Origin of the sequence: Paenibacillus allorhizoplanae (genome assembly GCF_927798215.1) — a bacterium.
Classification (GTDB): Bacteria; Bacillota; Bacilli; order Paenibacillales; family NBRC-103111; genus Paenibacillus_E; species Paenibacillus_E allorhizoplanae.
In genome coordinates this window covers 41,661-66,267 of sequence record NZ_CAKMMW010000005.1, presented here as the reverse complement: position 1 = coordinate 66,267, position 24,607 = coordinate 41,661, and the positions used below count along the sequence as shown (strand labels likewise).

General features: G+C 43.6%; 25 protein-coding genes and 1 pseudogene. 2 read left to right on the top strand and 24 right to left on the bottom strand.

Annotated features, from left to right (window positions below; genetic code table 11):
• The 15 genes from ffh to L6I86_RS10960 all read right to left on the bottom strand — a co-directional run bounded on the left by ffh (position 1) and on the right by L6I86_RS10960 (position 15,304).
• Entirely contained in the window at positions 1 to 1,359 is a 1,359-nt protein-coding gene (ffh, locus tag L6I86_RS11030) for a signal recognition particle protein (protein WP_057315726.1), read from the bottom strand.
• Between the two features lie 30 nt (positions 1,360 to 1,389).
• Positions 1,390 to 1,740: a putative DNA-binding protein gene (locus L6I86_RS11025; RefSeq protein WP_236287081.1), complete on the bottom strand. Its 351-nt coding sequence runs from the start codon at positions 1,738 to 1,740 to the stop codon at positions 1,390 to 1,392.
• A gap of 81 nt (positions 1,741 to 1,821) precedes the next feature.
• A complete protein-coding gene (gene ftsY, locus L6I86_RS11020; RefSeq protein ID WP_057315728.1) occupies positions 1,822 to 2,811 on the bottom strand; it encodes a signal recognition particle-docking protein FtsY in 990 nt (329 codons plus the stop codon).
• 33 nt (positions 2,812 to 2,844) lie between these two features.
• A complete protein-coding gene (gene smc, locus L6I86_RS11015) occupies positions 2,845 to 6,420 on the bottom strand; it encodes a chromosome segregation protein SMC (protein WP_236287079.1) in 3,576 nt (1,191 codons plus the stop codon).
• A gap of 94 nt (positions 6,421 to 6,514) precedes the next feature.
• Complete coding sequence (gene rnc, locus L6I86_RS11010) at positions 6,515 to 7,216, bottom strand: ribonuclease III (RefSeq protein WP_276574841.1); 702 nt, start codon at positions 7,214 to 7,216, stop codon at positions 6,515 to 6,517.
• Positions 7,217 to 7,276: 60 nt separating this feature from the next.
• Complete coding sequence (fabF, locus tag L6I86_RS11005; protein ID WP_056624832.1) at positions 7,277 to 8,512, bottom strand: beta-ketoacyl-ACP synthase II; 1,236 nt, start codon at positions 8,510 to 8,512, stop codon at positions 7,277 to 7,279.
• A gap of 91 nt (positions 8,513 to 8,603) precedes the next feature.
• Positions 8,604 to 8,837: an acyl carrier protein gene (gene acpP, locus L6I86_RS11000; protein WP_028558238.1), complete on the bottom strand. Its 234-nt coding sequence runs from the start codon at positions 8,835 to 8,837 to the stop codon at positions 8,604 to 8,606.
• A gap of 85 nt (positions 8,838 to 8,922) precedes the next feature.
• Positions 8,923 to 9,663, bottom strand: coding sequence for a 3-oxoacyl-[acyl-carrier-protein] reductase (gene fabG / locus L6I86_RS10995; RefSeq protein WP_056625525.1), 741 nt, complete (start codon positions 9,661 to 9,663; stop codon positions 8,923 to 8,925).
• Entirely contained in the window at positions 9,650 to 10,600 is a 951-nt protein-coding gene (gene fabD, locus L6I86_RS10990) for an ACP S-malonyltransferase (RefSeq protein ID WP_236287077.1), read from the bottom strand. Before fabD ends, fabG begins: the two co-directional genes overlap by 14 nt.
• A gap of 70 nt (positions 10,601 to 10,670) precedes the next feature.
• Positions 10,671 to 11,657 (bottom strand): beta-ketoacyl-ACP synthase III, encoded by a 987-nt coding sequence (locus L6I86_RS10985; RefSeq protein WP_276574840.1) that lies wholly within the window; start codon positions 11,655 to 11,657, stop codon positions 10,671 to 10,673.
• Entirely contained in the window at positions 11,654 to 12,658 is a 1,005-nt protein-coding gene (plsX, locus tag L6I86_RS10980; protein ID WP_236287075.1) for a phosphate acyltransferase PlsX, read from the bottom strand. The genes L6I86_RS10985 and plsX overlap by 4 nt, the downstream gene beginning before the upstream one ends.
• Positions 12,642 to 13,256, bottom strand: a complete 615-nt coding sequence (gene fapR, locus L6I86_RS10975; RefSeq protein WP_164483581.1) for a transcription factor FapR — start codon at positions 13,254 to 13,256, stop codon at positions 12,642 to 12,644. Before fapR ends, plsX begins: the two co-directional genes overlap by 17 nt.
• Before the next feature lie 118 nt (positions 13,257 to 13,374).
• The gene (gene rpmF, locus L6I86_RS10970; RefSeq protein ID WP_056624823.1) at positions 13,375 to 13,548 is read right to left on the bottom strand and encodes a 50S ribosomal protein L32; all 174 of its coding nucleotides are present in this window, start codon (positions 13,546 to 13,548) and stop codon (positions 13,375 to 13,377) included.
• A 37-nt stretch (positions 13,549 to 13,585) separates the two neighbouring features.
• A complete protein-coding gene (locus L6I86_RS10965; RefSeq protein ID WP_236287073.1) occupies positions 13,586 to 14,095 on the bottom strand; it encodes a YceD family protein in 510 nt (169 codons plus the stop codon).
• Between the two features lie 87 nt (positions 14,096 to 14,182).
• Positions 14,183 to 15,304, bottom strand: coding sequence for a SepM family pheromone-processing serine protease (locus tag L6I86_RS10960; protein ID WP_236287071.1), 1,122 nt, complete (start codon positions 15,302 to 15,304; stop codon positions 14,183 to 14,185).
• 122 nt (positions 15,305 to 15,426) lie between these two features.
• Between L6I86_RS10960 and L6I86_RS10955 the strand changes: the two genes are divergently transcribed.
• Positions 15,427 to 16,698 carry a nucleoside recognition domain-containing protein gene (locus tag L6I86_RS10955; RefSeq protein WP_236287069.1) on the top strand — a complete coding sequence of 424 codons (1,272 nt, stop codon included), beginning with the start codon at positions 15,427 to 15,429 and terminating at the stop codon, positions 16,696 to 16,698.
• Between the two features lie 36 nt (positions 16,699 to 16,734).
• On the opposite strand, the gene coaD is transcribed toward L6I86_RS10955, so the two are convergent.
• From coaD to L6I86_RS10935, 4 genes and pseudogenes are all read right to left on the bottom strand, one after another.
• Positions 16,735 to 17,247, bottom strand: a complete 513-nt coding sequence (gene coaD, locus L6I86_RS10950; protein ID WP_376769541.1) for a pantetheine-phosphate adenylyltransferase — start codon at positions 17,245 to 17,247, stop codon at positions 16,735 to 16,737.
• 5 nt (positions 17,248 to 17,252) lie between these two features.
• Positions 17,253 to 17,834: pseudogene (rsmD, locus tag L6I86_RS10945) on the bottom strand (16S rRNA (guanine(966)-N(2))-methyltransferase RsmD); the annotation flags it as partial.
• Between the two features lie 491 nt (positions 17,835 to 18,325).
• Positions 18,326 to 18,724 carry a (deoxy)nucleoside triphosphate pyrophosphohydrolase gene (locus tag L6I86_RS10940; RefSeq protein WP_236287067.1) on the bottom strand — a complete coding sequence of 133 codons (399 nt, stop codon included), beginning with the start codon at positions 18,722 to 18,724 and terminating at the stop codon, positions 18,326 to 18,328.
• Positions 18,725 to 19,573, bottom strand: a complete 849-nt coding sequence (locus L6I86_RS10935) for an HNH endonuclease (protein ID WP_236287065.1) — start codon at positions 19,571 to 19,573, stop codon at positions 18,725 to 18,727.
• A gap of 272 nt (positions 19,574 to 19,845) precedes the next feature.
• Here L6I86_RS10935 and sda point away from each other — a divergent pair, with 272 nt between their 5' ends.
• Positions 19,846 to 19,992 (top strand): sporulation histidine kinase inhibitor Sda, encoded by a 147-nt coding sequence (sda, locus tag L6I86_RS35650; protein WP_276574838.1) that lies wholly within the window; start codon positions 19,846 to 19,848, stop codon positions 19,990 to 19,992.
• Positions 19,993 to 20,239: 247 nt separating this feature from the next.
• Here the strand turns inward: sda and L6I86_RS10925 are convergent, their stop codons facing one another.
• From L6I86_RS10925 to L6I86_RS10905, 5 genes are all read right to left on the bottom strand, one after another.
• On the bottom strand, positions 20,240 to 20,689 hold the full coding sequence (locus tag L6I86_RS10925) for a DUF4362 domain-containing protein (RefSeq protein ID WP_236287063.1): 450 nt from the start codon (positions 20,687 to 20,689) through the stop codon (positions 20,240 to 20,242).
• 79 nt (positions 20,690 to 20,768) lie between these two features.
• Positions 20,769 to 22,523 (bottom strand): hypothetical protein, encoded by a 1,755-nt coding sequence (locus tag L6I86_RS10920; RefSeq protein WP_236287061.1) that lies wholly within the window; start codon positions 22,521 to 22,523, stop codon positions 20,769 to 20,771.
• 264 nt (positions 22,524 to 22,787) lie between these two features.
• Positions 22,788 to 23,453 carry a glucosaminidase domain-containing protein gene (locus L6I86_RS10915; RefSeq protein WP_236287059.1) on the bottom strand — a complete coding sequence of 222 codons (666 nt, stop codon included), beginning with the start codon at positions 23,451 to 23,453 and terminating at the stop codon, positions 22,788 to 22,790.
• The gene (locus tag L6I86_RS10910; protein WP_236287057.1) at positions 23,450 to 23,908 is read right to left on the bottom strand and encodes a phage holin family protein; all 459 of its coding nucleotides are present in this window, start codon (positions 23,906 to 23,908) and stop codon (positions 23,450 to 23,452) included. The genes L6I86_RS10915 and L6I86_RS10910 overlap by 4 nt, the downstream gene beginning before the upstream one ends.
• 138 nt (positions 23,909 to 24,046) lie before the next feature.
• Positions 24,047 to 24,349: a hypothetical protein gene (locus tag L6I86_RS10905; protein WP_236287055.1), complete on the bottom strand. Its 303-nt coding sequence runs from the start codon at positions 24,347 to 24,349 to the stop codon at positions 24,047 to 24,049.
• Between the last annotated feature and the right edge of the window lie 258 nt (positions 24,350 to 24,607).

Sequence of the window (24,607 nt, the reverse complement as noted above, 5' to 3'; positions counted from 1 at the left end):
TTAAAAGGGGAATTTAAATCCCTTGCCTAACTTCTTCATGCCTTTGGCACCTTTCGGCCCCATCATTCCCGAGAATTGCTTCATCATCTTACGCATATCATCGAATTGCTTGATGAAACGATTGACTTCCTGCACCGTATTCCCGCTCCCTGCTGCAATCCGCTTGCGACGATTTGCATTCAACAGCTCAGGCTTACGCTTCTCTTCGGTTGTCATTGACTTTACAATAGCTTCAACACGAGCCATTTGTTTCTCGTCAACCTTCATATCTTTCATGCCTTTAATCTTGTTCGCACCAGGCAGCATATCAAGAATTTGGTCAAGTGGCCCCATCTTCTTCACTTGCTCCATCTGCTCAATGAAGTCCTCAAAGGTGAATTCGGCGTTGCGCATTTTGCGCTCCATCTCTTTCGCCTTATCCATATCGATACCAGCTTGCGCCTTCTCAATTAAGGAGAGCATATCGCCCATTCCGAGAATTCTTGATGCCATACGGTCAGGATAAAATGGCTCTAATGCATCCATTTTCTCGCCGCTAGCAACGAACTTGATCGGACAACCAGTTACTGCCTTGACGGATAACGCAGCACCACCGCGCGTATCTCCATCTAGTTTGGTTAACACAACACCGGATAATTCAAGCTGTTGATGGAAGCTTTCTGCAACATTAACTGCATCTTGCCCTGTCATCGCATCGACAACTAACAAAATCTCATCTGGGCTCGTAGCTTCACGTACATTCTTGAGCTCGTCCATGAGGTTTTCATCAATGTGCAAGCGACCAGCTGTATCGATAATTACGTAGTCATTACCGTTATCCTTCGCATGTTGAAGACCCGCTTTGGCAATCTCGACAGGGTTTACTTTATCACCTAGTGAGAAAACCGGAACCTTCAGTTGTTCACCCAGTACTTCCAACTGCTTAATCGCCGCGGGACGATAAATGTCACACGCAACAAGAAGCGGTCTGTGATTCTGTTTCATCAACATTTTAGCCAATTTACCTGAGGTCGTTGTTTTACCAGCCCCTTGCAAACCAGCCATCATAATAACCGTCGGCGGTCGATTCGAACGCGCTAGCTTACTTTGTGTACCACCCATAAGGGCTGTAAGCTCTTTGTTCACGATATCGATAACCACCATGCCCGGCGTGAAAGATTTCAGAACTTCTTGTCCGATCGCTTGCTCTTTCACCTTCGCAATAAAGTCTTTCACAACTTTAAAATTAACGTCCGCTTCAAGCAGTGCCAATCGTACCTCGCGAAGCGCTTCGCCTACATCTTCTTCCGTCAGCTTACCTTTGCTTCTCAGCTTGCCGAACACATTCTGCAATCGGTTTGCTAATCCTTCAAATGCCATGCGCTTCACCTCCTGCTTCTAACTAAGGTTTCAATCCATCCCTACTATTGTATCAAAAAGCTCTGTCACTTTCCTCTTTAGCTCCGGATCACAATTACTCAATCCAACATCTAAATCTTGACGCAGCTTCATGCGTTGTTCGTGTTTATGTAACAGCTTTAACTTACTCTCATATTCCTGGAGTGTCAATTCCGCACGTTTGATATGCTCATAGACCGCTTGGCGGCTGATCGTAAAGTTCTCAGCAATCTCCCCGAGGGAGTAATCATCATGGAAGTACAGTTCAAGAAACGTTCGCTGTTTATCGGTCAACAATGCTTCATAGAAATCAAACAGCAGGTTAATGCGATTCGTTTTCTCTAACATAGGATCGACAGTCATAATCTACCTCCGTAAAGGTTGCACACTTGACACCAGCACAACAGAACCTATCATACTGAATTCCAAGATGATTGTCAAGCATTATACCTTGTCAGTATTTTCACCTATCCATTTACCAAAAAGCGCATGCACAAACTGCTCGGAATCGAACGCTTGGAGGTCATCCATTTTCTCACCAAGCCCCACAAATTTAACCGGCAGAGAGAGTTCTTGACGGATCGCCACGACGATTCCACCCTTCGCCGTTCCATCTAATTTGGACAAAACCAAGCCCGTCAGACCTGTTTTATCACCGAACAGCTTAGCTTGGCTAAGTGCATTTTGACCAGTCGTAGCGTCCAGAACAAGAATAACTTCGTGGGGGGCATCCGGCACTTCACGCTGGATTACACGATAAATCTTGTTAAGCTCCTCCATCAAATTCACTTTGTTCTGCAAACGTCCCGCCGTATCGCATAAAAGAATGTCTACACCGCGTGTTTTGGCTGCTTGTACAGCATCGTACATAACCGCTGCAGGATCTGCACCAGATTGTTGCTTAATCACATCAACACCTACGCGCTCTCCCCAAGTTTCAAGCTGCTCAATGGCACCAGCACGGAACGTATCACCGGCGGCCATCAACACTTTCTTCCCTTGGGATTTGAACATGTGAGCCATTTTGCCAATCGTCGTCGTCTTACCTACACCATTAACGCCAACGAACAAGATTACTGTTAAGCCATTGGGATTAATGTTCAGTCCAGCATCCGCATCCCCTTTTAGCAACTCAATCAGTTTTTCCGAAAGGATCGGTTGAAGTTCCGCTGGATCTTCAATTTTACGTTTTTTCACCTCAGCACGAAGCTCATCAATCAACTTCAGAACCGTATTCACGCCAACGTCTGCGCCAATTAGAATTTCTTCCAGTTCTTCATAGAAATCTTCATCAATCTTCTTACGTCGGCTAAATAAATCATCGACACGGTTCACGAACGCATCACGCGTTTTCGTTAAACCTTCCTTAAATTTATTGGTTACCGCCTCAGCCTTACCCGAAATACTTTCTTTCAATCGTTTAAAAAAACTCATAGTTCCTCCTAAATATATCCCCTATTTCTATTCTTATGATGCCGTCATCGTAGCTTCCTCGTCTTCTAGTCGAACCGATACAAGCTTAGAGACGCCGCCTTCTTGCATGGTGACGCCATATAACACATCTGCTTCTTCCATCGTTCCTTTACGGTGTGTAACAACGATAAATTGCGTCATTTCCGAAAACTCTCGTAAATACTCGGCAAAACGAGATACGTTCGCCTCGTCTAACGCGGCTTCTACCTCATCCAGTACGCAGAATGGCACTGGTTTTACACGAATAATGGAGAACAAGAGCGCAATCGCAGTCAATGCACGCTCGCCACCGGATAGCAATTGCAGGTTTTGCAGCTTTTTGCCTGGTGGCTGAGCCACAATCTCAATGCCCGTGTCAAGCATGTTCTCAGGCTCCGACAGAATCAAATCTGCGCGACCACCGCCGAATAGTTTTGCAAATACGACTCCAAAATGGGAGCGAATCGCATCGAACGTCGTTTTAAAGCGTTTAGACATCTCTAGATCCATTTCACGAATGACTTGGTACAAGGTTGTTTTCGCTTCGATCAAGTCATCCTTCTGAGAACTCAAGAACTCGAAGCGTTCAGATACACGTGCATATTCTTCTATCGCACCGAGGTTCACATCACCTAGTGAAGCTATTTCGCGTTTCAACTCGCGCACTTTACTCTGTGTCCCCTGAATATCCTCAGGTACGGGGTAACGCATTTTCGCCAGCTCGTAGCTAAGTTCGTATTCTTCAGCAAGCTTTTTGAGCAAGTTCTCAAGCTCCACATCAAGACGCGTTACGCGAACTTCGGTTTGATGGAGATTTTCTTCCACTTGCTTCAACTGGACACGCTGTGTACGCGTCTCATTTTCCCCATGCTCAAGCTTCTGTAACCAATCCATACGCTCTGCACGCTTGAACTCGATACTTTCAGAACATTGCTGCTTCTTAAGCTTCAAATCATTTAAGAGCTCAATTTGTAGAACGGTTTCTTGTTCAAGTGTTGCCATATCGCTTTCTAACTGAGTTAACAGACCGCGATTGACTTCAATCTCACGCTCCACATCACTTAGATCCTGTTGTAAGCGCCTTTGTTGATCTTGAAGGGATTGCTTCTCTTGTGAAGTTGATGCCACTTTCACTTTCAAATCCGTTAATTGGCTTTGCAGCTCTTCTTTTTCTGATTCGCTTGCTTTACGTGAGCTCTCGGCATCACGAATCGCTTGTTGAAGAGAAGCTTCCTCTTCTTGCAGCTGTGCGAGGGTCGCTTCGCTTTCGACTTTTTTACGGCCGAAATCAGTTCGTTCACCCATTAGCGCGTTTCTGTCTTGGCTATCCAGCGTCAGCTGCTCCTCGACTGTGCGGCTTTCAGATTCCAGCGGATTCAATTCCGCGCGAATTTGCTGCTCCGTAATGCGCTGCTGTTCACCCAATTGTCGAAGCTGTTCAACCTTCAGCATTTCATCGGTAATTTCTCGCTTTAATGAGCTGGATTGACTTCGCAGCCCACTAAGCTGCCCCTCCGATGTTGCGATCTCTGCATCCAGTTCTTCGATTTGACGTTGACGCCCCAACAAATTCGTCGATTTCTTTTGCAAGCTTCCGCCCGTCATGGAACCACCTGGATTAACAACATCTCCTTCGAGCGTCACGACACGGTAACGATATTGCGCTTTGGCAGCGATATGGTTGGCATCTTCTAGACTCTCAGCTACGACGACATTCCCTAATAAACTAGAGAATATATTCGTATACGTCGAATCGAAAGAAACGAGGTCAACCGCTATCCCAACAAAGCCCTTTGAGGCTTTCAACGTCTGACTCTCATGATCGGATATCGAGCGTCCACGAATGACATTCATCGGCAAAAATGTAGCTCGTCCCATTTGACGACGCTTCAAGAAGGCAATAGCCTCGCGACCATCTGCTTCTGTCTCTACGATAATATTTTGAAGGGCACCACCTAGTGCTGTTTCAATCGCAATTTCCACATTAGCAGGCACTTTGACAAGCTCAGCCACCGCACCGCGAATGCCGCGCAGATCTTTACGCGTTTTCGCCTTAAGTACTTCCTTAACACCTTGTTGGAACCCATCGTAATCATTGGCCATTTCTTTCATGGTGTCGCGGCGGGAAATTAAGCTATCCATCTTTTGCTCCCATTTCCGCACCATTGTCTGGGCTTCGTCGAGCAACCCTTGCTTACTCTTCAAGGCTTGGGTAAATTGGACATAATCTTGCCTAGCTTTTTCTATGTCCCCTACTGTTTCTTGCAGTTTAGCTGAAAGCTCCTGCTTGCGACGCGATATACTCTCACGCTGGTCCGCCCACTTCTGACGTTCCTCATCAAGTCTATCCAAACGGCGTCCGATGCTTTCGATTTGCTGCTCGGCGTAGCGAATTTCATTGCGAGACTGTGCCATACGGTTGAGCGTTTCCAACAATTCACCCTTCAACTGATCTTCAGGCGATGAACTGATGCCTCCGCTTACCCCTTGTAAGCGCTGTTCCTCCGCGGTTAGTTTGGCTTGGAATTCGAAAAGTTGCGCACCGATTTGGATGATTTTATCACGTTGTTCGCTCAAATCTGCTTCTTTATCTAATTTACGTTGCTCTTGCATAGCGATTGTGGTGCTTAGTTGCTGATGATTCGTCACATAGTTCTTCTTCCGTTCTTTGAGAACCTCACCATGACCCTCACACTTCTCGAATTCTTCACTTAAACCTAACAGACTCTCTTGCAGTGTTTCTAATTCCTCTTCCAGTCTGCGCGTTTCCCAACGATGCTTTTCCAAATGCGCATCATGTTGGTTCACAATTGTAGACAGCTCTGTTTGCTCTTTCGTTAACTTCTCCAGCAGCTGCGTAGCATCATTCCAAGCCACATAGATCTGATCGATCTGATGGACATACATCGAGATCTCACTGCTCTTGAGCGTTTCCTTCAATTCTTTAAAACGAATCGCTTTCTCAGCCTGATCACGAAGTGGCTCAACTTGATCCTCGAGCTCTGAAACTAAATCATGAATCCGCAGCAAATTCTGCTCGGTATCGTTTAATTTCTTCTCCGCTTCGCGCTTACGTGATTTATATTTAACAATCCCCGAAGCTTCTTCAAAGATGCCTCGACGATCTTCGGATTTCGTACTCAAAATTTCTTCAATTCGCCCTTGTCCAATAATGGAATACGCTTCTTTCCCGATACCGGTGTCCATGAACAACTCCGTGATATCCTTCAAGCGACAAGGTTGTTTATTGATCAAATATTCACTATCACCATTGCGATGTACTCTACGCGTCACTGTCACTTCGTTAAAGTCGAGCGGAAGCGATTGCGAAGAATTATCCAGTGTGAGCGAGACTTCCCCATAATTCACTGCACGACGTGCATCACTGCCAGCGAAAATGACATCTTCCATTTTACCGCCACGCAAAGATTTCGCGCTCTGTTCTCCTAACACCCAACGGATCCCGTCCGAGATATTACTCTTCCCACTCCCGTTAGGACCTACAACCGCGGTTATGCCTCGTACAAATTCGAGTTCCGTCCGATCCGCGAATGATTTAAATCCGGATAATTCGATCCGTTTCAAAAACATGGTCTCACCTCAAAAAGTATTGTAACATATCGCCTATCAAAATAAGAGAAAAAAACAAAAAAGGCAGCAGCTGCCGCCTCTTCTGGATATTCCACTATCGTAGTACGGTTACGTTTAATTTGGACAGTGCACCAGCAGCAGCCTGCTGTTCCGCCTCTTTCTTAGAACGACCTGCACCGGTTCCCAGAAGCTCGCCATCCATGTGCACTTCTGCAACGAACTCTCGCTCATGTGCAGGCCCACGTTCATTCACAATCCGGTATTCCAAGGAACCCATATTATGATGTTGGGTATGCTCTTGCAATTGTGTCTTGTAGTCAATCACAAGCAGCTTGCCCTCACTTGAGATTTTGGCGAAAACATGCTTCTGTAGAAACGCCTTAACCGTATCCAATCCTTGGTCTAGATATAAAGCGCCAACAAAGGATTCAAACACATCTGCCAACAAGGCTGGCCGAGAGCGTCCTCCCGTCAACTCTTCCCCTTTGCCTAGTAAGACAAAAGATCCAAAATCCAAATCTTCGGCAAATGTCACGAGCGATGGCTCGCAGACTATGGATGCCCTCAGCTTCGTTAATTCACCTTCTGAACGCCCAGGATAAGATTCATATAAAAATTCCGAAACTGTTAATTCTAGTACGGCATCTCCAAGAAACTCAAGCCGTTCGTTATCTTTATGTCCAGCAATCCGGTGCTCATTCACATAGGAAGAGTGTGTGAAAGCTTGCTTCAACAGCTCCATTTTGCGAAAAGAAACACCTAACTGCTTCTGTAAATCTTTAATTTCACGGTTCACGTCGTACTTCACCACCCGGAGAGAATGATATTCCGTTATCTTTCGTCGCAGGCATGGTAATTATGCTTGAAATTTTTTCATGATGATCGTTGCATTATGACCACCGAAACCGAAGGAGTTCGACATCGCAATAGCTACGTCCGCTTCACGCGCTTTATTAGGCACATAATCCAGATCACATTCTGGATCTTGATTGTCTAAGTTGATTGTTGGAGCAATAAGACTATTCGCAATTGTTAATCCACAAATAACAGCTTCCACACCACCAGCAGCGCCAAGTAAATGACCTGTCATGGACTTCGTCGAGCTAACTGCAACCTTGTAGGCATGCTCGCCTAGTGCTTTCTTGATGGCAATCGTCTCTGACTTATCTCCTACAGGTGTTGAAGTACCGTGTGCGTTGATGTAAGAAATCGCATCAGGTGTAATCCCTGCGTCCTTAATTGCTTTCACCATACAACGTGCAGCGCCATCTGGATCTGGATCTGTCATATGATAAGCATCGCCGCTCATGCCATAGCCGATAACTTCTGCATAGATGCGTGCGCCACGCTTCTGAGCATGCTCGAGTGACTCCAGAATGAGTACACCAGCGCCTTCACCCATAACAAAGCCATCGCGACCTGTATCGAAAGGACGACTTGCCAAATGCGGCTCTTCATTGCGCGTTGACATTGCACGCAGTGCGCAGAAACCTGCTACACCAATCGGAGTAATCGTCGCTTCAGCACCACCACAAATCATCACGTCTGCATCGCCACGTTGTATCATTTTGAAAGAGTCACCAATGGAGTGCGTGCCGGTTGCACAAGCCGTTACAGCTGTGGAATTCGGTCCTTTCGCACCCGTGACCATCGATACATGACCAGATGCCATGTTTGCAATCATCATCGGGATAAAGAAAGGAGAAACACGTTTAGGACCCTTTTCTAACAAAATACGATGTTGCTCTTCCCATGTATTCAAACCGCCAATGCCTGATCCAACTGAAACACCTACGCGCTCCGGATCCGTATCTTCCTTCACATTCAAATTCGCATCCTTGAGTGCATTTAATGCGCCTGCAACTGCGAATTGAACGAAACGGTCCATCCGGCGAGATTCCTTGCGATCCACATAGTTCTCAATATTGAAATCTTTGATCTCAGCGGCTATCTGTGTTGGGTATTCGCTTACATCAAAATTCTCAATCAAACCTACTCCAGATTTACCTGAGGAAAGGTTTCCCCAGAATGTTTCTAGATCTTGACCAAGGGCAGTAACTACGCCCATACCTGTAATTACAACTCTGTTCATTTGTACCACCTTCTATGTAGTCATTCATATTTTTTATTAGTGAGAATGGAGAGAAGTCCCGTCTTTATTAGAAACGGGACTCTGTAGACTATTACGTATGAGATTTTATGTAATTCGTAACTTCTCCTACTGTCGTAATCTTCTCAGCATCTTCATCTGAAATTTCTAAATCGAACTCATCTTCTAATTCCATTACTAATTCAACTACATCGAGAGAATCAGCACCTAGGTCTTCTTTGAAAGATGCTTCGAGGGTGACTTCAGCTTCATCAACCCCTAGACGATCGACTACAATTCGTTTAACACGATCCAATACGTCGGACATCCGGTTCACCTCCTCATTTGGTATTATACGAGAATCTTTGACAGATTGCCAGTAGACAATTTTGAGATTCTCATTTTACAGAAACTTACATGTACATTCCGCCATCTACATGGAGCGTTTGCCCTGTCATGTAAGAGGCATCGTCAGAAGCTAAGAAGCGAACTACCTTCGCAATTTCCTCAGGTTGCCCTAGGCGTTCCAGCGGAATTTGCTTCAGCATGTGTTCACGCATCTCAGCAGACAATTTGTCTGTCATATCGGTTTCAATAAAGCCTGGCGCAACGGCGTTCACGGTAATGCCACGCGAGGATAGCTCTCTCGCTGTAGCTTTCGTTAGTCCGATTACACCTGCTTTTGCTGCTACATAGTTGGCTTGACCGGGGTTACCGAGCACACCAACTACAGAAGATATATTGATAATTCGACCGAAACGCTGCTTCATCATCGGACGTGTAACAGCTTTGACACAGTTGAATACGCCTTTGAGATTAGTAGCGATCACTTGATCGAATTCTTCTTCTTTCATTCGCATGATTAAATTGTCTCTTGTTATACCCGCATTATTCACGAGAATATCAATTTTACCAAAAACTTCTAACGTTTGCTTCACAAGATCGTCAGATTCTTGATAGCTGCTCACGTCTGCGCGCAATTTAATTGCTTTGCGGCCCATTGCTTCAATCGCAGCTACAACCTCACCAGCAGCGGCTTCACTACCTGCGTAGTTGACCACGACATCAGCCCCATGCTCGGCCAAATGCAAAGCAATTGCCCGCCCAATGCCACGTGAAGCTCCTGTGACTAGCGCCACTTTACCCGTTAACATGATTGTGCACCTCCTGCTTGTACTTGTCCAGCGCTTCCAGGCTGCCGATTGACACGGTTTTCACCGTTTTGTCGACTTTCTTGATTAAGCCAGCAAGCACCGTTCCCGACCCTAGCTCGATGAACGTATCTACACCTTGGCTGATCAAGTACGTGATCGTGTCTTCCCAGAGTACAGGGGAATACACCTGCTCCACCAGCAAGCCGCGAATATCGTTCGGCTGGGTCACAGGACGAGCCGTTACGTTGGCCACAACGGGCACGGCTGCATCCTTCATCTCAATGGACGCGAGCACCTCTGCGAGGCGCTCCGAGGCTGGCTTCATGAGGGACGAGTGAAACGGCCCGCTCACTTCAAGCGGGATGGCACGCTTCGCGCCAGCTTCCTTGCAGCGCTCAACAACCGCTGCAACGCCTTCCTTACTGCCCGAGACGACAATCTGTCCCGGGCAGTTCACATTGGCGAGCTCCACGACGGAGCCGCCGCTTGTGATTGCCGTGCAAAGCTCCGTCAGCGCGCCGCGCTCGGCTCCCAGCACGGCTGCCATGGCGCCCAGGCCGCCTGGGACGGCCTGCTCCATGAACTCACCGCGGGCCCGCACCGTGCGGACCGCGTCTTCGAACGCGAGCACGCCGGCTGCGACGAGCGCACTGTACTCACCCAGACTATGTCCTGCGACATAGTCGGGGGTGATGCCAGCAGCCTTGAACGCCTCCAGACAAGCTATGCTTGTCGTGAGCAGCGCTGGCTGCGTGTGGTACGTGATCTTCAGCTGGTCCTCTGGACCTTGGAAGATCAGATCAGACAAAGAAAAATCTAGCGCTTCATTCGCGCGGTCGAAATAGTCCTTGGCAGCTGGCAACGCGCCATATAGGTCAGCTCCCATACCAACGGATTGTGAGCCTTGGCCCGGAAATACAAATGCTATTTTACCCATACGAGAAAAGGATCCCCTTCCACGATATATTCAGTCATTTTTTCACATTAAAATAAGTTCATCTAGCTTCTTACCATACTAAAGCTGTCGCACCCCAAGTGAGTCCGCCGCCAAATCCAACTAAGATAAGTCGATCACCTTCGTTTAATCTGCCTTGTTCGGAAGCTTCTGCCAATGCAACTGGAATGGAAGCAGCTGACATATTACCGTACTTATCCAAGTTAATCATACATTTGTCTTCGGACAATTCCAAGCGATTCAGTGAGGATTGAATAATTCTCATATTGGCTTGGTGAGGTACAAGCAGATCAATATCGGTTTTTTCCCAGCCCGCTTTGCGAAGAGCTTCATCCGCAGCATTTCCCATAATGCGAACAGCAAACTTGAATACCTCAGCGCCCGCCATATAGATGTAATGCAAACGTTGGTCAAGAGAGTTCTGTGAAGCAGGATTACGGGAACCGCCGCCCTCAATTTTCAGAAGAGGACCTCCAGTACCGTCAGCGCCTAATTCGAAGGATTTGAAGCCTCTTTCTTCCGGCACTTCGCCAATGACAACTGCGCCCGCTCCATCTCCAAATAAAATGCAGGTATTGCGGTCCGTGTAATCGGTAATTTTGGACAAACAATCTGCGCCAATGACAAGCGCGTATTTATATGTACCTGTAGCAATGAAATTAGCAGCATTCGCTAGTCCATAGACGAAACCTGAACAAGCTGCAGATAAGTCGAACGCCGCTGCTTTCTTCGCTCCCAGTTTCTCTTGAAGAATACATGCTGTTGAAGGGAAAGACATATCTGGTGTAATCGTTGCTACAATGATCAAATCGAGTTGATCTGCAGTGATCCCTGCATTTGACAGCGCTACTTGGGAAGCTTCAAAGCAGAGATCAGACGTAGCTTGTCCTTCTGCTGCGATTCTTCTTTCACGGATACCTGTTCTGGATACAATCCACTCATCATTCGTTTCCACCATGGTCTCTAGCTCTTGATTTGTTAAAATACGTTCTGGTACATATTTACCCGTTCCGAGTACCCCAACTGGTATTAAGTTCATGTTGTTATATCTCGCTTCCCGCGGCTAATTTCGGCAGATATGGTGCCAACCAAATCATTTTGTAACGCGATTCTTGCTTGACGTACGGCATTCTTAATGGCATTTGCATCGGATGAACCATGACTTTTGAGGACTAGTCCATCAATACCTAGAAAAGGTGCAGCTCCATGCTCATTATAATCCAATTTCTTACGGAATTGCGTCAACCCGGGCTTCAACACGGCTGCTGCAAGCTTGGTGAAGATGGATTTCGTAAATTCCTGCTTTAAAGCTGAGAAAATGGTGGACGCAGCGCCCTCCAATGTTTTCAACATAATATTTCCAGCAAATCCATCGCAAACAATGACGTCACATTGCGCGCGCAGTACCTGCGAAGACTCGACATTACCTACAAAATAAATCGGAGCTTGTTCCAATAAAGGATATGCTGATTTGGTTAATTCATTCCCTTTGGTCGATTCCGTCCCTACATTCAACAATCCTACGCGTGGTTTGTCAACACCATGCACTTTGGAACGATAAATGCTGCCCATAATCGCATATTGGATCAATTGTTCTGGGGTTGCATCCATATTCGCTCCTAAATCCAAGGCAAGCACGCCATGACCGTCCATCGTCGGAATCATTGGTGCTAATGCTGGTCGTTCAATACCAGGAATTCTTCCTACAACAAGCAATCCAGTTGTCATTAATGCACCAGTATTGCCAGCAGAAATCATAGCTTCTGCTTCTTTCTCTCGAACTAGTCTTCCTGCCACAACCATGGAAGCGTCTTTCTTCCGACGAACGGCTTTAACCGGCTCATCTTCGGCTTCAATAACTTCTTCCGCGTGACGAATCGTTAGGTTATCCGGCCTCTCTGTGAGGTGAGCTTCTATCGCTGCGCTGTTACCGACTAGAATGATATGTACATCCTTCCACTCTTTCGCCGCTGCGAGAGCACCCTCAACTACGATCTTAGGCGCATGATCTCCGCCCATTGCATCAATCGCGATCCGCATGGAGCTTGTCCTCCCTATCTAGATGTTGCTCTTTCTTCGAATGAAAGATGACAAAGTTGCCTCGAAACACCGTCTCTTCGCCCACATAAGTGAACACCTCCACACGTGCTTTTCCTTTGGAAACAGATCGCACATAGGCTTTGGCGACACACTTCTCTCCCAGCTTTACTGACCGAACAAATCGAATATCAGCCGAAGCTGTTAAGGCAATCGGATCGTCGATGACAGCAACAGCCAATGAGTTGGCTTGTGAGAAAATGTGATGTCCTCTGGCAATTTTGGTTCTGGAAAAAATATGGTCTTCTTTAATTTCAAAAATCGAAATACCGCTCTGATCCAACTGTAAGTCAATGACTTCTCCAATAACTTCATCAATTGGAAGTGAACGTACAGGATCATACGTCTTGACGGCCATATGTTTCATACGTTCCCGTAATTCAGGAATACCGAGCTCTAATCGATCCAAGCGGACAGTTTGGATACTAACCCCAAACGTTCGCATCAATTCCTCATCCGTCATAAATGGGTTCGCTTCAATGGCCTGCAACAGTTGCTGCTGCCTTTGTCGTTTAGGAAGGCGTTCGATGGTAAGCACCACCTTATCTCGTGAGATCTCATCTTATTACCAGATACTAAACTGTAGTATATTAAATTTACAACCAAAAAGAAAGCAAAAAAAATAGCACCTCACCTAGGATGAAGTACTATGTCCAATCTTATGCTTTTACGATCTCTCTGCTTTTGTACGTTCCGCAAGACTTGCACACGTGGTGTGCTAGCTTCAGTTCTGCACATTGTTCACATTTCACCATGCCTGGAACTTCCAATTTAAAGTGAGTACGGCGCTTGTCGCGACGAGTTTTGGACGTTCTTCTTTGAGGTACTGCCATCTTCAAAACACCTCCTTATACGAATTTCGGCCTTGCCTTATTCTTTGTTAAAAAAGTCCGCGAGACCTGCAAGTCTAGGATCAATCTTGTCCTGCTTACAGCCGCAATCACGTTCATTGCGATTTTCTCCGCACACGGGACACAGACCTTTGCACGCTTCGTCACAAAGTGGTATGTACGGTAAACCGACCACTACATTCTCTACAACGTAAGGCTCCAAATCTACTTTATCCCCAACCACCAGATGAATATCCTCGTCTAGCTCTGGATCTTCTTCTTCCGGCTTTTGCATGAAAACTTCCTTGAATGGAAGCTTAATAGTTTGGTTAGTGTGCGTTAAGCATCGGGAACAGCTTAACTCCAAGTCTAGCGTTAACGAACCGTTAACTTTAACTACTCCATCTTCATACTTTGCATGAAGATTCGCATGAACAGGTCCATGGTTAAGTATGTCTTGACGACCTTCGAAAGGCTCCGTCAAATTCATAACTTCGCTCATTGGTACCGATTGCCCTTGCAGAGATAGCTCTCTAAAACGAATTTGCATGATATCACCCCAAACAAACAAAGATTATTATATCCATTATGCATACCTTTTGTCAATTTAAATAATATTATTTAAGCTAGTTATGACTTATTTCGGAGGCAAAGCTGCTAGATAATTCAAGGCATCTTCCATCGTGCCAATCTCGACGATTTTCATCTTCGTATTGATTTGCTTTGCTCTTTTGACCGCATCGGCATAATTCTCGACCTTGGTCCCGTCTTTGTAGGTCATATTTTTGGGTGCAAAGAAAATTTCCGCCTTTTCCCGATCCGCAGCAATAATCTTATGTTGAATTCCGCCAATCGGTCCCACGGTGCCATCTGCTTCAATTGTTCCTGTTCCTGCAATACGATACCCCTTCGTAATATCCTCAGGTACAAGCTGATTGAATATTTCTAATGAAAACATGAGGCCAGCTGACGGTCCTCCAATATCACCAGCCTTAATCGTCACCTGCTGATCTTCCAGATCGGCTTTTACCGATTGCATCCCTGCTGGAACGACACCAATCCCAGCCCGCGGTGCCGTTTCTCCCTCTTGAAGCGGCAGCGCACCCAATGTCAGCGTCGTCTGCATTTCAGTTTTCTTCCTAGCATACGTAATGGAGATGGTGTCGCCTGCTTTTTTGCCCGTAAGAGAGTCTAGTAGATCCTGCGCTACTTTCACCTCTTTGTCCCCAGCCTTCAAAAGCACATCACCTGGTTTCAGTACCTTCTCACCCGATAAACCTGGGACTGTTTGAAGAACCATTACACCCTCATGATCAATATGAAAAGGGACCTTGGCCTCCGTATAAGCTGCTTGAATCGCACTAGCCTGAGAGGTTAACATGACGTATTCCTGACGCTGTGAGTACTCTTGCTCGGACTCTCCTTGCTTGAGTACAGCCGTTTTGGGCTGGATTTCTTCATACGGATGAACGAGTCCTACCAAATAGTTCACCACGTTAGCGTCAGCTACACGCACCGTAGTCAGCATGAGCTTCCCTTTTTCTTGGCCAGTGCTCTTGGATATCGACACCATCGGCTTGATGTCTTCAGCAGTCCCCGGCATAAAAACAAAAAAAGGCAACCGCACAAAAAATAACAAATATACAATGATAATTCCTACGAGCGCAGAAACTAGGTAACGTCTCGTCGCCGAGCTTCTCGGATATCGATATGAATCATTCGACCACGTACGAATCGTGCTTTCTTCTTCCTTATCCATACAGGTTCCCCTTTCCTGTTGCTTTCACTTGTTGTTTGACCTACCTATTCTCGATGAAAGCTTGGTCTAATCGCCTATCTACTTGCGTACAATGAAGCATGTTCGATGGACGAGGTGATGCTATGCCTAATGTAAGATTCCATGCCAAATTCACCACTTTGGTGTTGGGAGCTCTGGCTGGACTGGTCGTTATATCTGTCATTCTATTTCCCGACAAAGCTTTTCAGTCTTCTCTCGAAGGGCTGACTATTTGGTGGAAGCTCGTCTTTCCTGCCTTGATGCCGTTCCTTATTATGACCGAGCTGTTGATTGGTTTCGGTGTCATTCAAGGTACAGGCGTGCTCCTAGAACCGCTAATGCGCGTCTTTTTCCGCCTTCCCGGCGTTAGTGGCTGGGCATTGGCATCAGGCTTTGTTGTAGGATTTCCTGCGGGAGCTAGAATTACTTCATCACTGCGCGAAAAAAAACTTCTTACACGTACAGAAACAGAGCGGTTAACGGCCCTTTCACATTTGTGCAGTCCGTTATTCCTAATCATGGTTATCGGGATTGGATTCCTTCATAACGCCAAGCTAGGGATCCTACTTGCGATTATTCATTATATTTCTGCTTTCGCAACCGGATTCTTGATGCGGCATAGCAAGCAAGCCATCACCCCACTTGAAGCCAAAACATTAGTAACGAAACCGAAAGAAACAATTTCTATCGGGAGATCTGCCCTTATAGCCATGCGTCAAGCTTATTGGGAAGATGGGCGTACTTTCGGTAAGCTTCTCGGAGATGCAGTAACCTCCGCCGTACAAACGCTAATGTTGATTGGCGGATACATGATGATATTTTCCGTGCTCATCAACGTCATCTCGATCACTCATTTTGCCGATGTTCTTCGCCCCGTCACGCAATTCCTTCTTAGCTTCATGGGTATTTTCACGGACACAACACCGCAATGGATCAAAGGATTAATGGAGATTCACCTTGGTGCCTATGCTTTTAGCCAATCAAATGAACTCTCACTTCTGCCGCAAATGGCGCTGCTCAGTGCATTCCTCGGTTGGGGAGGTTTGTCCGCCCACGCACAGGTTGCTGGCTTCCATCAGAAAACTGACGCTAGATATGCGTTTTTCTTACAGTCCCGTGCGCTGCATGCTGTACTCGCTCTTTTCACTACAATCCTGCTCTGGAAACCATTGCAGTTGCTCTTGTTAGACACAGAGCCCAGCTTTCTTCGCTTAGACTTAGCGAGCAATTCAGCAGCCGCGGTACCGTTCCCCTTGAACGGCGAAACGGCATGGGGCCTATGGGGACCAATGCTGATGCAATTCCTTTTCATTTTCACCCTTATGCTGCTCGTTTCGATTGGTCTACGCTTGTTTCAGCGGAAATTGGTGAATTAACCAAATCGCAACTTGAAATTCCTTTCGATCTAGCTTCTAGGTCTGAGGGAATTTTTTGCGTAGTTCCTCTTCCACTTCTGCTGGCACCAAATCCTCGACAGGTCCATGGAATTTAGCAATCTCTTTCACAATGCTTGAGCTCAAGTACGAAAACTGTGGCTTTGACGTCATAAAGAACGTTTCCACATCTGGGTTCAGCTTGTGATTGGTCGACGCCATTTGCAATTCATATTCAAAATCAGATACGGCCCGAAGTCCACGAACGATAAGTCTGACATTACGTTGTTTCATATAATTGACCATCAGATCCCGAAAACCATCGATCTCCACATTGGGAAGATCCGCGGTTACTTTGCGAAGCAGTTCCATGCGCTCTTCCAGGGTGAATAACGCATTTTTGGATGTATTGTTCAGGACCGCCACAATTAGTTTATCAAATACTTTTGCTGCTCTATGTATAATATCAAGATGACCGTAGGTAACTGGGTCAAAGCTACCTGGATATACCGCTACTGTAATACCGTGTTCTTGCCTCATCATGCTGTTCATCTCCTTCAATTACTGAATCCTATGGACGCGTTGTCGCGTTTAAATATGGTAACCGCCGTATCTCCATAGTCTGCTCTACGTAGCTGCTTGAAGCCGCCTATCGTATCTAGCAGTACATCCTTCGCATCGTGCTCGACTACGATCGTGGCGTCCGATTCCACAATGGCTTGTTCCTCCATCGTCGTCATCAGCTCCGCGATCCCTTTCATCCGGTAGGGTGGATCTAGAAATACCAGTTGGAACTTCTCTGCCCGCTTCGCAAGCACCTTCAACGCTCTCGCTGCATCTGTCCGATAAATCTCCACTTGATCCTTCACTTTGGCGACTTCAACATTGTGTCCGATGGTGTCGATGCTTTTCTTCTCGATATCAATAAATACTGCCTTATCCATCCCACGGCTCAGCGCCTCAATCCCTAGCCCACCCGTGCCGGCGAACAGATCGAGCACCTGCCCACCATCGAAATAAGGTCCGATCATACTGAAAATCGCTTCTTTCACTTTATCAGTTGTTGGTCGTGTACTCGTACCGGGTACAGCCTTTAACGACCTACCTTTGGCCGTGCCTGAAATCACTCTCATCTGTACGTTTCCCTTCCATGCTGGTTCATTCTTTTGCTATCGTACCACAAGCACTAATCTGACACAAAAAATTTATCCCTGCGATGTATAAATTTACCGTAAAGCGGTCATCCTTGAACTATCGACATCAGAGAATGTCGTAGACAACCGCGGAGAAGGCTTACGTTTCCCCATAAGCTCTTCATCCGGTTTCTCCTCTCCCATGAGACGGCCTTGAAAAAGGCCGTCGTTATTATTTTATATAACAGTTTTCATAAATCCTTATTCTATAAGGGTTTACTATGTGTAACAGCAACTAATTTTCCTATAGTACAGTTACTGTTTTTAATGATCAAGGTACCAGTAGGGTACCAAATGAAATATAATCGATCTAAATCTACATTAAATTAACGAAAAAAGCCCAAGAGTGGATCTCTCTTTCGGGCTTTTTTAGCTTCTATTATAAAGCAGAAAAGTCTGAGGATATTCCCCCTAGCTCACATCAAACCACTTAAGATTTATTTTTGGTGCCCGTAACTCAAACTCACTAGAGTGTTGATGAAAGGTACATCCGCAGGAGCGAAATCAAACTGACTCATTTCTTCAACAGATACCCATCTATAATCGTCATGATCTACAGCAACCAATTCACCGGAAGTCCATGTGCACCAGTAAGCATAGAGAACAATTGTACCTGCCATATAATGAAAGGTACTTTCTCCAAAGAAATCTCCAACATTCACTTCAATTCCAAACTCTTCGTTCATCTCACGCTTCAAGCATTCTTCTAATGTTTCCCCGTCCTCTTGCTTCCCTCCTGGAAACTCCCACTTGCCCGCAAGCTTATCAGTAGACTTCCGTTGTGCAATTAGAATTTTATTTTCTTTCATTAATAAGGCCGCGGCCACTTTTTTCATCTATACCTCCATCAATAACTTAAAGTTATGATTTTTTACTTTTTGTTTCAACTTATGTACGTCTTCCTGTAAGTCCAAAATGTGCATCTTATCGTGACAATTTGGGCAGAGTGCAACTGTATTCTCAATTGTATCCTCTCCACCTTTTGAAAGCCATTTTATGTGATGAGTGTGTAGATGCGGTTTATTCTTTTTATTAAAATATGGTGCCGACTTTTCGCATAGCTGGCAAATTCCACTTGCCCATCTCTTAGCATATTCCATAACGTTCGGATCACGATCGAAAGTTTTAGCAACTGTTTTACGTGTGGCTGCTTTCCTACTTGCATTTAGTGCTCTATTCAAAACTTGTTCATTTGTTAACTTCGCTGCATTTTTTTCCTTAAGAGCATTTTTCTCTTGCACTAACTTCTCCGGAACAGCAATTGGATTTTTGGCAGACTTTAATGTAACAGGAAAAACAACGACTTTTCGTAGCTTATCACCTTTATCCAACTGTTGTTCTTCATAAGGAGCTGCAGAAAGTGACACTTCGCCCATGTAAATATATTCGGACTCCCGAAAAACTTCGAATAAATGTATTTCTACTCCATTTGTCCTACTCTCGGCCAAAGTTCTATTTTGCATATAATTAATATCCTGATCTCCGTTTTGACCCATACCTGTATAGTGAAATACTTTGCCTTCCCAACGATCCTCGTATAATAAATTGGTATGATCTGAAACAATCACCAAAGTATTCGTCTTATGAGATCTCCTCATCCCCCCCTGAGGAGAGCAAAGAAAAATTGATGTTAATTGATTATTGTTTATAGATTCACCTAGTTTTAGATTATGTTGAAAGGCCAAGCAATTCACTCCTCTATGTTTACCCATGATTTTACACTATTCTACAAATTTCTATATCTATTCCATTAATCCTCTAAACTAGTTAAATTTCTTTTCTATGAACGAAAGAACCTTTACCCACAGGATTCTAGCACTAACACAAATCTTCTAACTTTTACTCATTTCAAATGATTTAATGCTTTTTGTCGAAAAATGTAACCCAATATATTCCAAATAGTCCATAATACCTAAGGTGAGGGTTTGAATCCCATTCGCTACAGGGAGATGTAATATTGAGATACAACTGGAATCTGAGTGACGACGCTTTACTTTCGGCGTACAAAGATGCTCTTATAATGGATCTAAGTGAAGAGTTTATTGAATTACTTGAAAAAGAGTTGATTAACAGAGGCATTGTTTTTATACGGCCATTCAAATGAAGAGAACGAAGACTAATAGCTAGTTAAAATGATGGGCGAATGGGATCTAACCCTTCACCAGAAAAAGCCCTGCTAGTTTTTCGCTAGCAGGGTTATAGCAGAAATAAAAAAAGCCCAAGGGATGCTCCCTCAGGCTGATATACTTCATAAATATAAATGAGTAAAAATTGCAAACAAGTTAATTGGGGCAAGAGTTCCGAATAATTCGGCATTTAAATAATTTTAGATTTATTAGTACAACTCATTTTTATTTAGACCACAAAACATCGTATTCATTATTGTCGTCACACCCAGATAAGGAGTATACAGTTTGCTCACTCATCTTTTTTTCTTTTAATTCCTTACAAACATACAGTGCTCCTGAAGTCTCTTCATTGTATTTTAAACTTTGGGAGTATTTTATTGTTTTCCCATCATAGATTAAAAAAGTGAATTTATTAACATTTTTTTCATCAAAAGAAATTAAAGTAAGTGAATCACTCTTTCCTATCTTCACATTCTCAATAAATTTTTTATACCTTTCTGGATTACTCGATTCTTTCTTATAGTATAAACTCACAGAAATATTTTCTGTCATTTTCGAGGACATGTAATAAAATTCTTTATCATAATTTTTAATAACTAACGCTATATTCTTATTAAAAATCACACACAAAATGCTGAGAATGACAAGTACAACGATTATAGTTTTTTTCAATATTTATTCCCTCCTTTGTTATCCTGTTTGTAACAAGAAATCCTGCCAACTCACACTGGCAGGATACTCTTATTTGAAATTATTTTCCTCTTCTTGCGTCAATGAATACAGGAGCATCATAATTCGCTACAATTTTCCATGCTGGTTTAAATTCACCTAATTTTTCATCAAAGATAAATTGTTGATCGATTTCAGTAATATCCGACTCTGGTGAAACTTTCCACTGCTTATGAATCTCATCTTTAAACTTGATTAGAGCTTCATTTGGAGTAATTAATTTATTAGTATTACCACTCTTCTCTTTCACCGAAACATTATGCCATTTATATTTCATCGCGCTTACACCACTTGTATTAATAGAAACCCAAATTTCGTCTCCGTTTAATGTTTTACCGTCAAATTTATGTTTCAAGCTAACATGATATTCAAGAACATCTGTAGACGGATTCTGAGTCTCATTTAATATATCATTAACTCTGACCGTTTTGTATACGTTATCAACATAAGTATCTTCCGGTAGCAAATTTTGATCTTCTAAAAATTTCTTCGCTTTTTGTATTGCCTGTTCTTCCTTAAAATCGTCTGGTTGCTTATTTTTATCTGGAATTTCTAAATTACGATATTCTAATTTACCTTCTTGGGAGAGAGCCACTATCTTTTTATCTGATAAAATTGCTTTCCCATCTTTATTTTCTACGATTTGATTCTTCGACCCAACCAATTTGTTTCCTAATTTTACGAAATCCGGAATAACCTGTTCAGCATATAAATTACTGATTACACTCTCCTGACTTGAAGGGATATTTGTTGCAATTTTAAATGTTACCCCCTGGCTTTCAAAAACTTCAGCCTTAATATCAGAACTGTTCACAGTACTGGCGTACGAACTTAACATCGGAACGTTATAATTACTTGAATCTTTCCTATACAAATCAATTACCGGGGTCCCTGTTGTGTCGGCAGTTAAACCACTTTGCCTGCCAGGCACAAAATCATCGGCATTTGATCTATGTACTAAAACTCCCCAATTAGAATTGTAGTTGGCATCTTGCCACGCGGTTCTAATGTTACGAATAATAGATGCATCCATGTATTGGAAAAAAGAACTTATCGCTGTATTATCAGCTGTACCTGCAGGTGCACTTCCATAATATCCTGCAATTCCATGCAATCTTTTTGGTACGTTTCTATATATACCGTAGTATGAATCATAGACACTTTTATATCCTAACATTGTTCTTCCCCATATGCTCGCAGCGTACAAACCATTATATACTGCATCAGGTTTGCTGGGATAGGAATCTGAAGTATCAGATGCCTTATAATCAAGCTGGCTACATGCGCCTAAGAATAGCCATTTCATTTCTCCATCCCATCTAGAATTTGTCATTGTTCCCGTGCCATCAATATAATCTTTACCAATTTCGCTGCTTCCAACGTAATTATAAAGATCATCTCTAGTGGTATTCCAATAATTCCACGACTTATTAAAATCAAAAGAGGCTGCAAAAGAATCAGTTGGATTTGTCAACGGTCCTACGAACATTTCCGTATCTGGCATCCCATGTCCGGATATATACATAAAGGTGCTATTTTTTGCATTTAAGATATTGGAAACAGTCGGTCTAGTATAACTTCCAAGAGTAGAATTAAAAGAATTCAAAGAATATCCAAGACTATTCATTCCGCTAGCAAAATTGACCGCATCCCCATCTTCATTTGGAGGAGCTGGATCACCATTCAGGTAAAATACAGAATAAGATGCTGCATTCATTACATTAAACGGAATAGCTAAACCCAAAGCAATCATAGAAATTAATACTTTCTTTTTCAAAAAAACAGCCTCCCAATAAGTAAATTATATTAAAATTCTCCAATATCATACAATTAATGCAATTAAATGTTAATAGTTAAATATTACTATATATTGAACTATATGGTTCATTAGTCACAATTGCAACGTTCGACAAATTAGCCGAAATTTCATACCTAAAATGGTTTTACAGATCATACAAATCACAACAATGTCTTTTTTTGTATAATTTAATCATAATATTCGAGCTCTTTTAATCCCATTTTGATCTTTTTCTTGAAATATCTAGTGAATAATTCCTATACGTTGTAAAACCGTGATTAAGCTATAGAAATCATAACTACGATCCTCAGGCGACTCTATTAAACCACATGAAACAGCAGCGTCAACAGCTCCTTTTGCCCATTCAGGAACAGGCATACTATTTTGTCTTTCCAACGCGTTAATTTTCTCAATATGTGCATCTGCTGTGTTTAATAGTGTTTGGATCTGTCCCTTTAGTAACTCGACTTCTTCTTTTAACATCTCGTCATCCTCCTCAAATACATACCCTTGCTGTTTATTTTCATTTAACCGATTAATAAGCTTTAGAGCATAATTCTTATCCGCTGCCCAGCCGCACGCTGCAATTTCACAAATCTGTTCTTCTTCAGTTCCCAGCTGTTTCACATTGGCATATCTGCCGTTCTTTTGTATGAAATCTACATAACCGGTCACTGGATCATCGTACCGGATGTAATATCCACCTTCAGCTGATGGCCGTGCTGACCCTTTCATGGACAATGGCATATAACTCTGCCATGTTTGGCCGGCAATGTTGTTATTCTTCGTAAAATTTGAACTCGTAAAGTGACCAGTCTCATGCTGCCATTGCGCGAAAATCACTGTAGGAAACCAGCCAATAATTGAGCTGGCCTCCTTTGCCTTTCCCCACCAGTAATCTAAGTTCATTTCTCCCCCTCTCCTTTCTGTTTCAATTGCTCTAAGACGTTTTTTATTGCTGGTGGCCATGACACACCTAACACACCAAAGTTTTCTATCAATGACAGACCTTCACGGCTTGCATAAAAGTATATTGTTATTGTCCGGAAAATCGGTGACCCATTCCCTACAAGTTGATCAAGCAGAACTGCTATTACGATCACTGCCAGCACAATTCCTTTGCGAATTCCACCCCAGAACATAGTTTCTGAATTCACGTTTTTATTTTTAATAGCACCTAAAACACCTGTAATGTAGTCAGCCACCATAAGGTAAATCAGTATTTTCAAAGCTATGTCCCAACCGCCAAGAAAATCGGATACAATGAGCCCAAAAAAACCAATAACTGTACTGATTGAAACCTCTACTCGATTTTCTCCAATTGCTGACGCGAACAACAATGAACCCAATCCTTTTAAATGCATTTATACACAACCTTTCTTCTATTAACCAGAAATAAAAAAATAACCCCGATCGTATCGGAGCTAGAACTTATCAATACTATATATACGAATTTCGCAAGTTAACTAAAAGGCAGCCCTTGCAGGCTGCCTTTGTAACAACTATAGAATTGTTTCAGGATCTAAATCAGGATAAATAGCGACACCTGACTTTGATACAGAACTGACTTGGGAATAAATAAATTCAACCAATTGATGTTCACTCAAATCAATTGTTGTTCCTCTCCCTGTCAGAGGAAAAGCTTGACGAGATTTATACAGACCGTCCTTCTTATATACTGCCGTTTGATTTTCAGCATTACTAGAACTGAGAATTACAACGTTCCCCTCTTCAATTGCTGTAAAAATGTCGTCAGCGTTTTTTTTCACCCATTCACTAAGAACTCTTAATTGATCATTACTCATGATACGAATCCCCCTAATTGTAAAATAAATGCAACAGGAACATATTACCAGATTAAATAGAAATCTAGCAAGGGTAAACATTCTCAATATCAATTACTTAATTGAATGAAGAAATTCTTTCAACCAAGGTGACACCCATAAATCTTGTGGACTTATATCACCGGTTGTTTGTTCTGTTATCCTAACTCCTGTCACCTCATGTACGGCTTTTACTAATAACTCGGCACATTCCACTGCATCTGGGTTATCAAAATACCG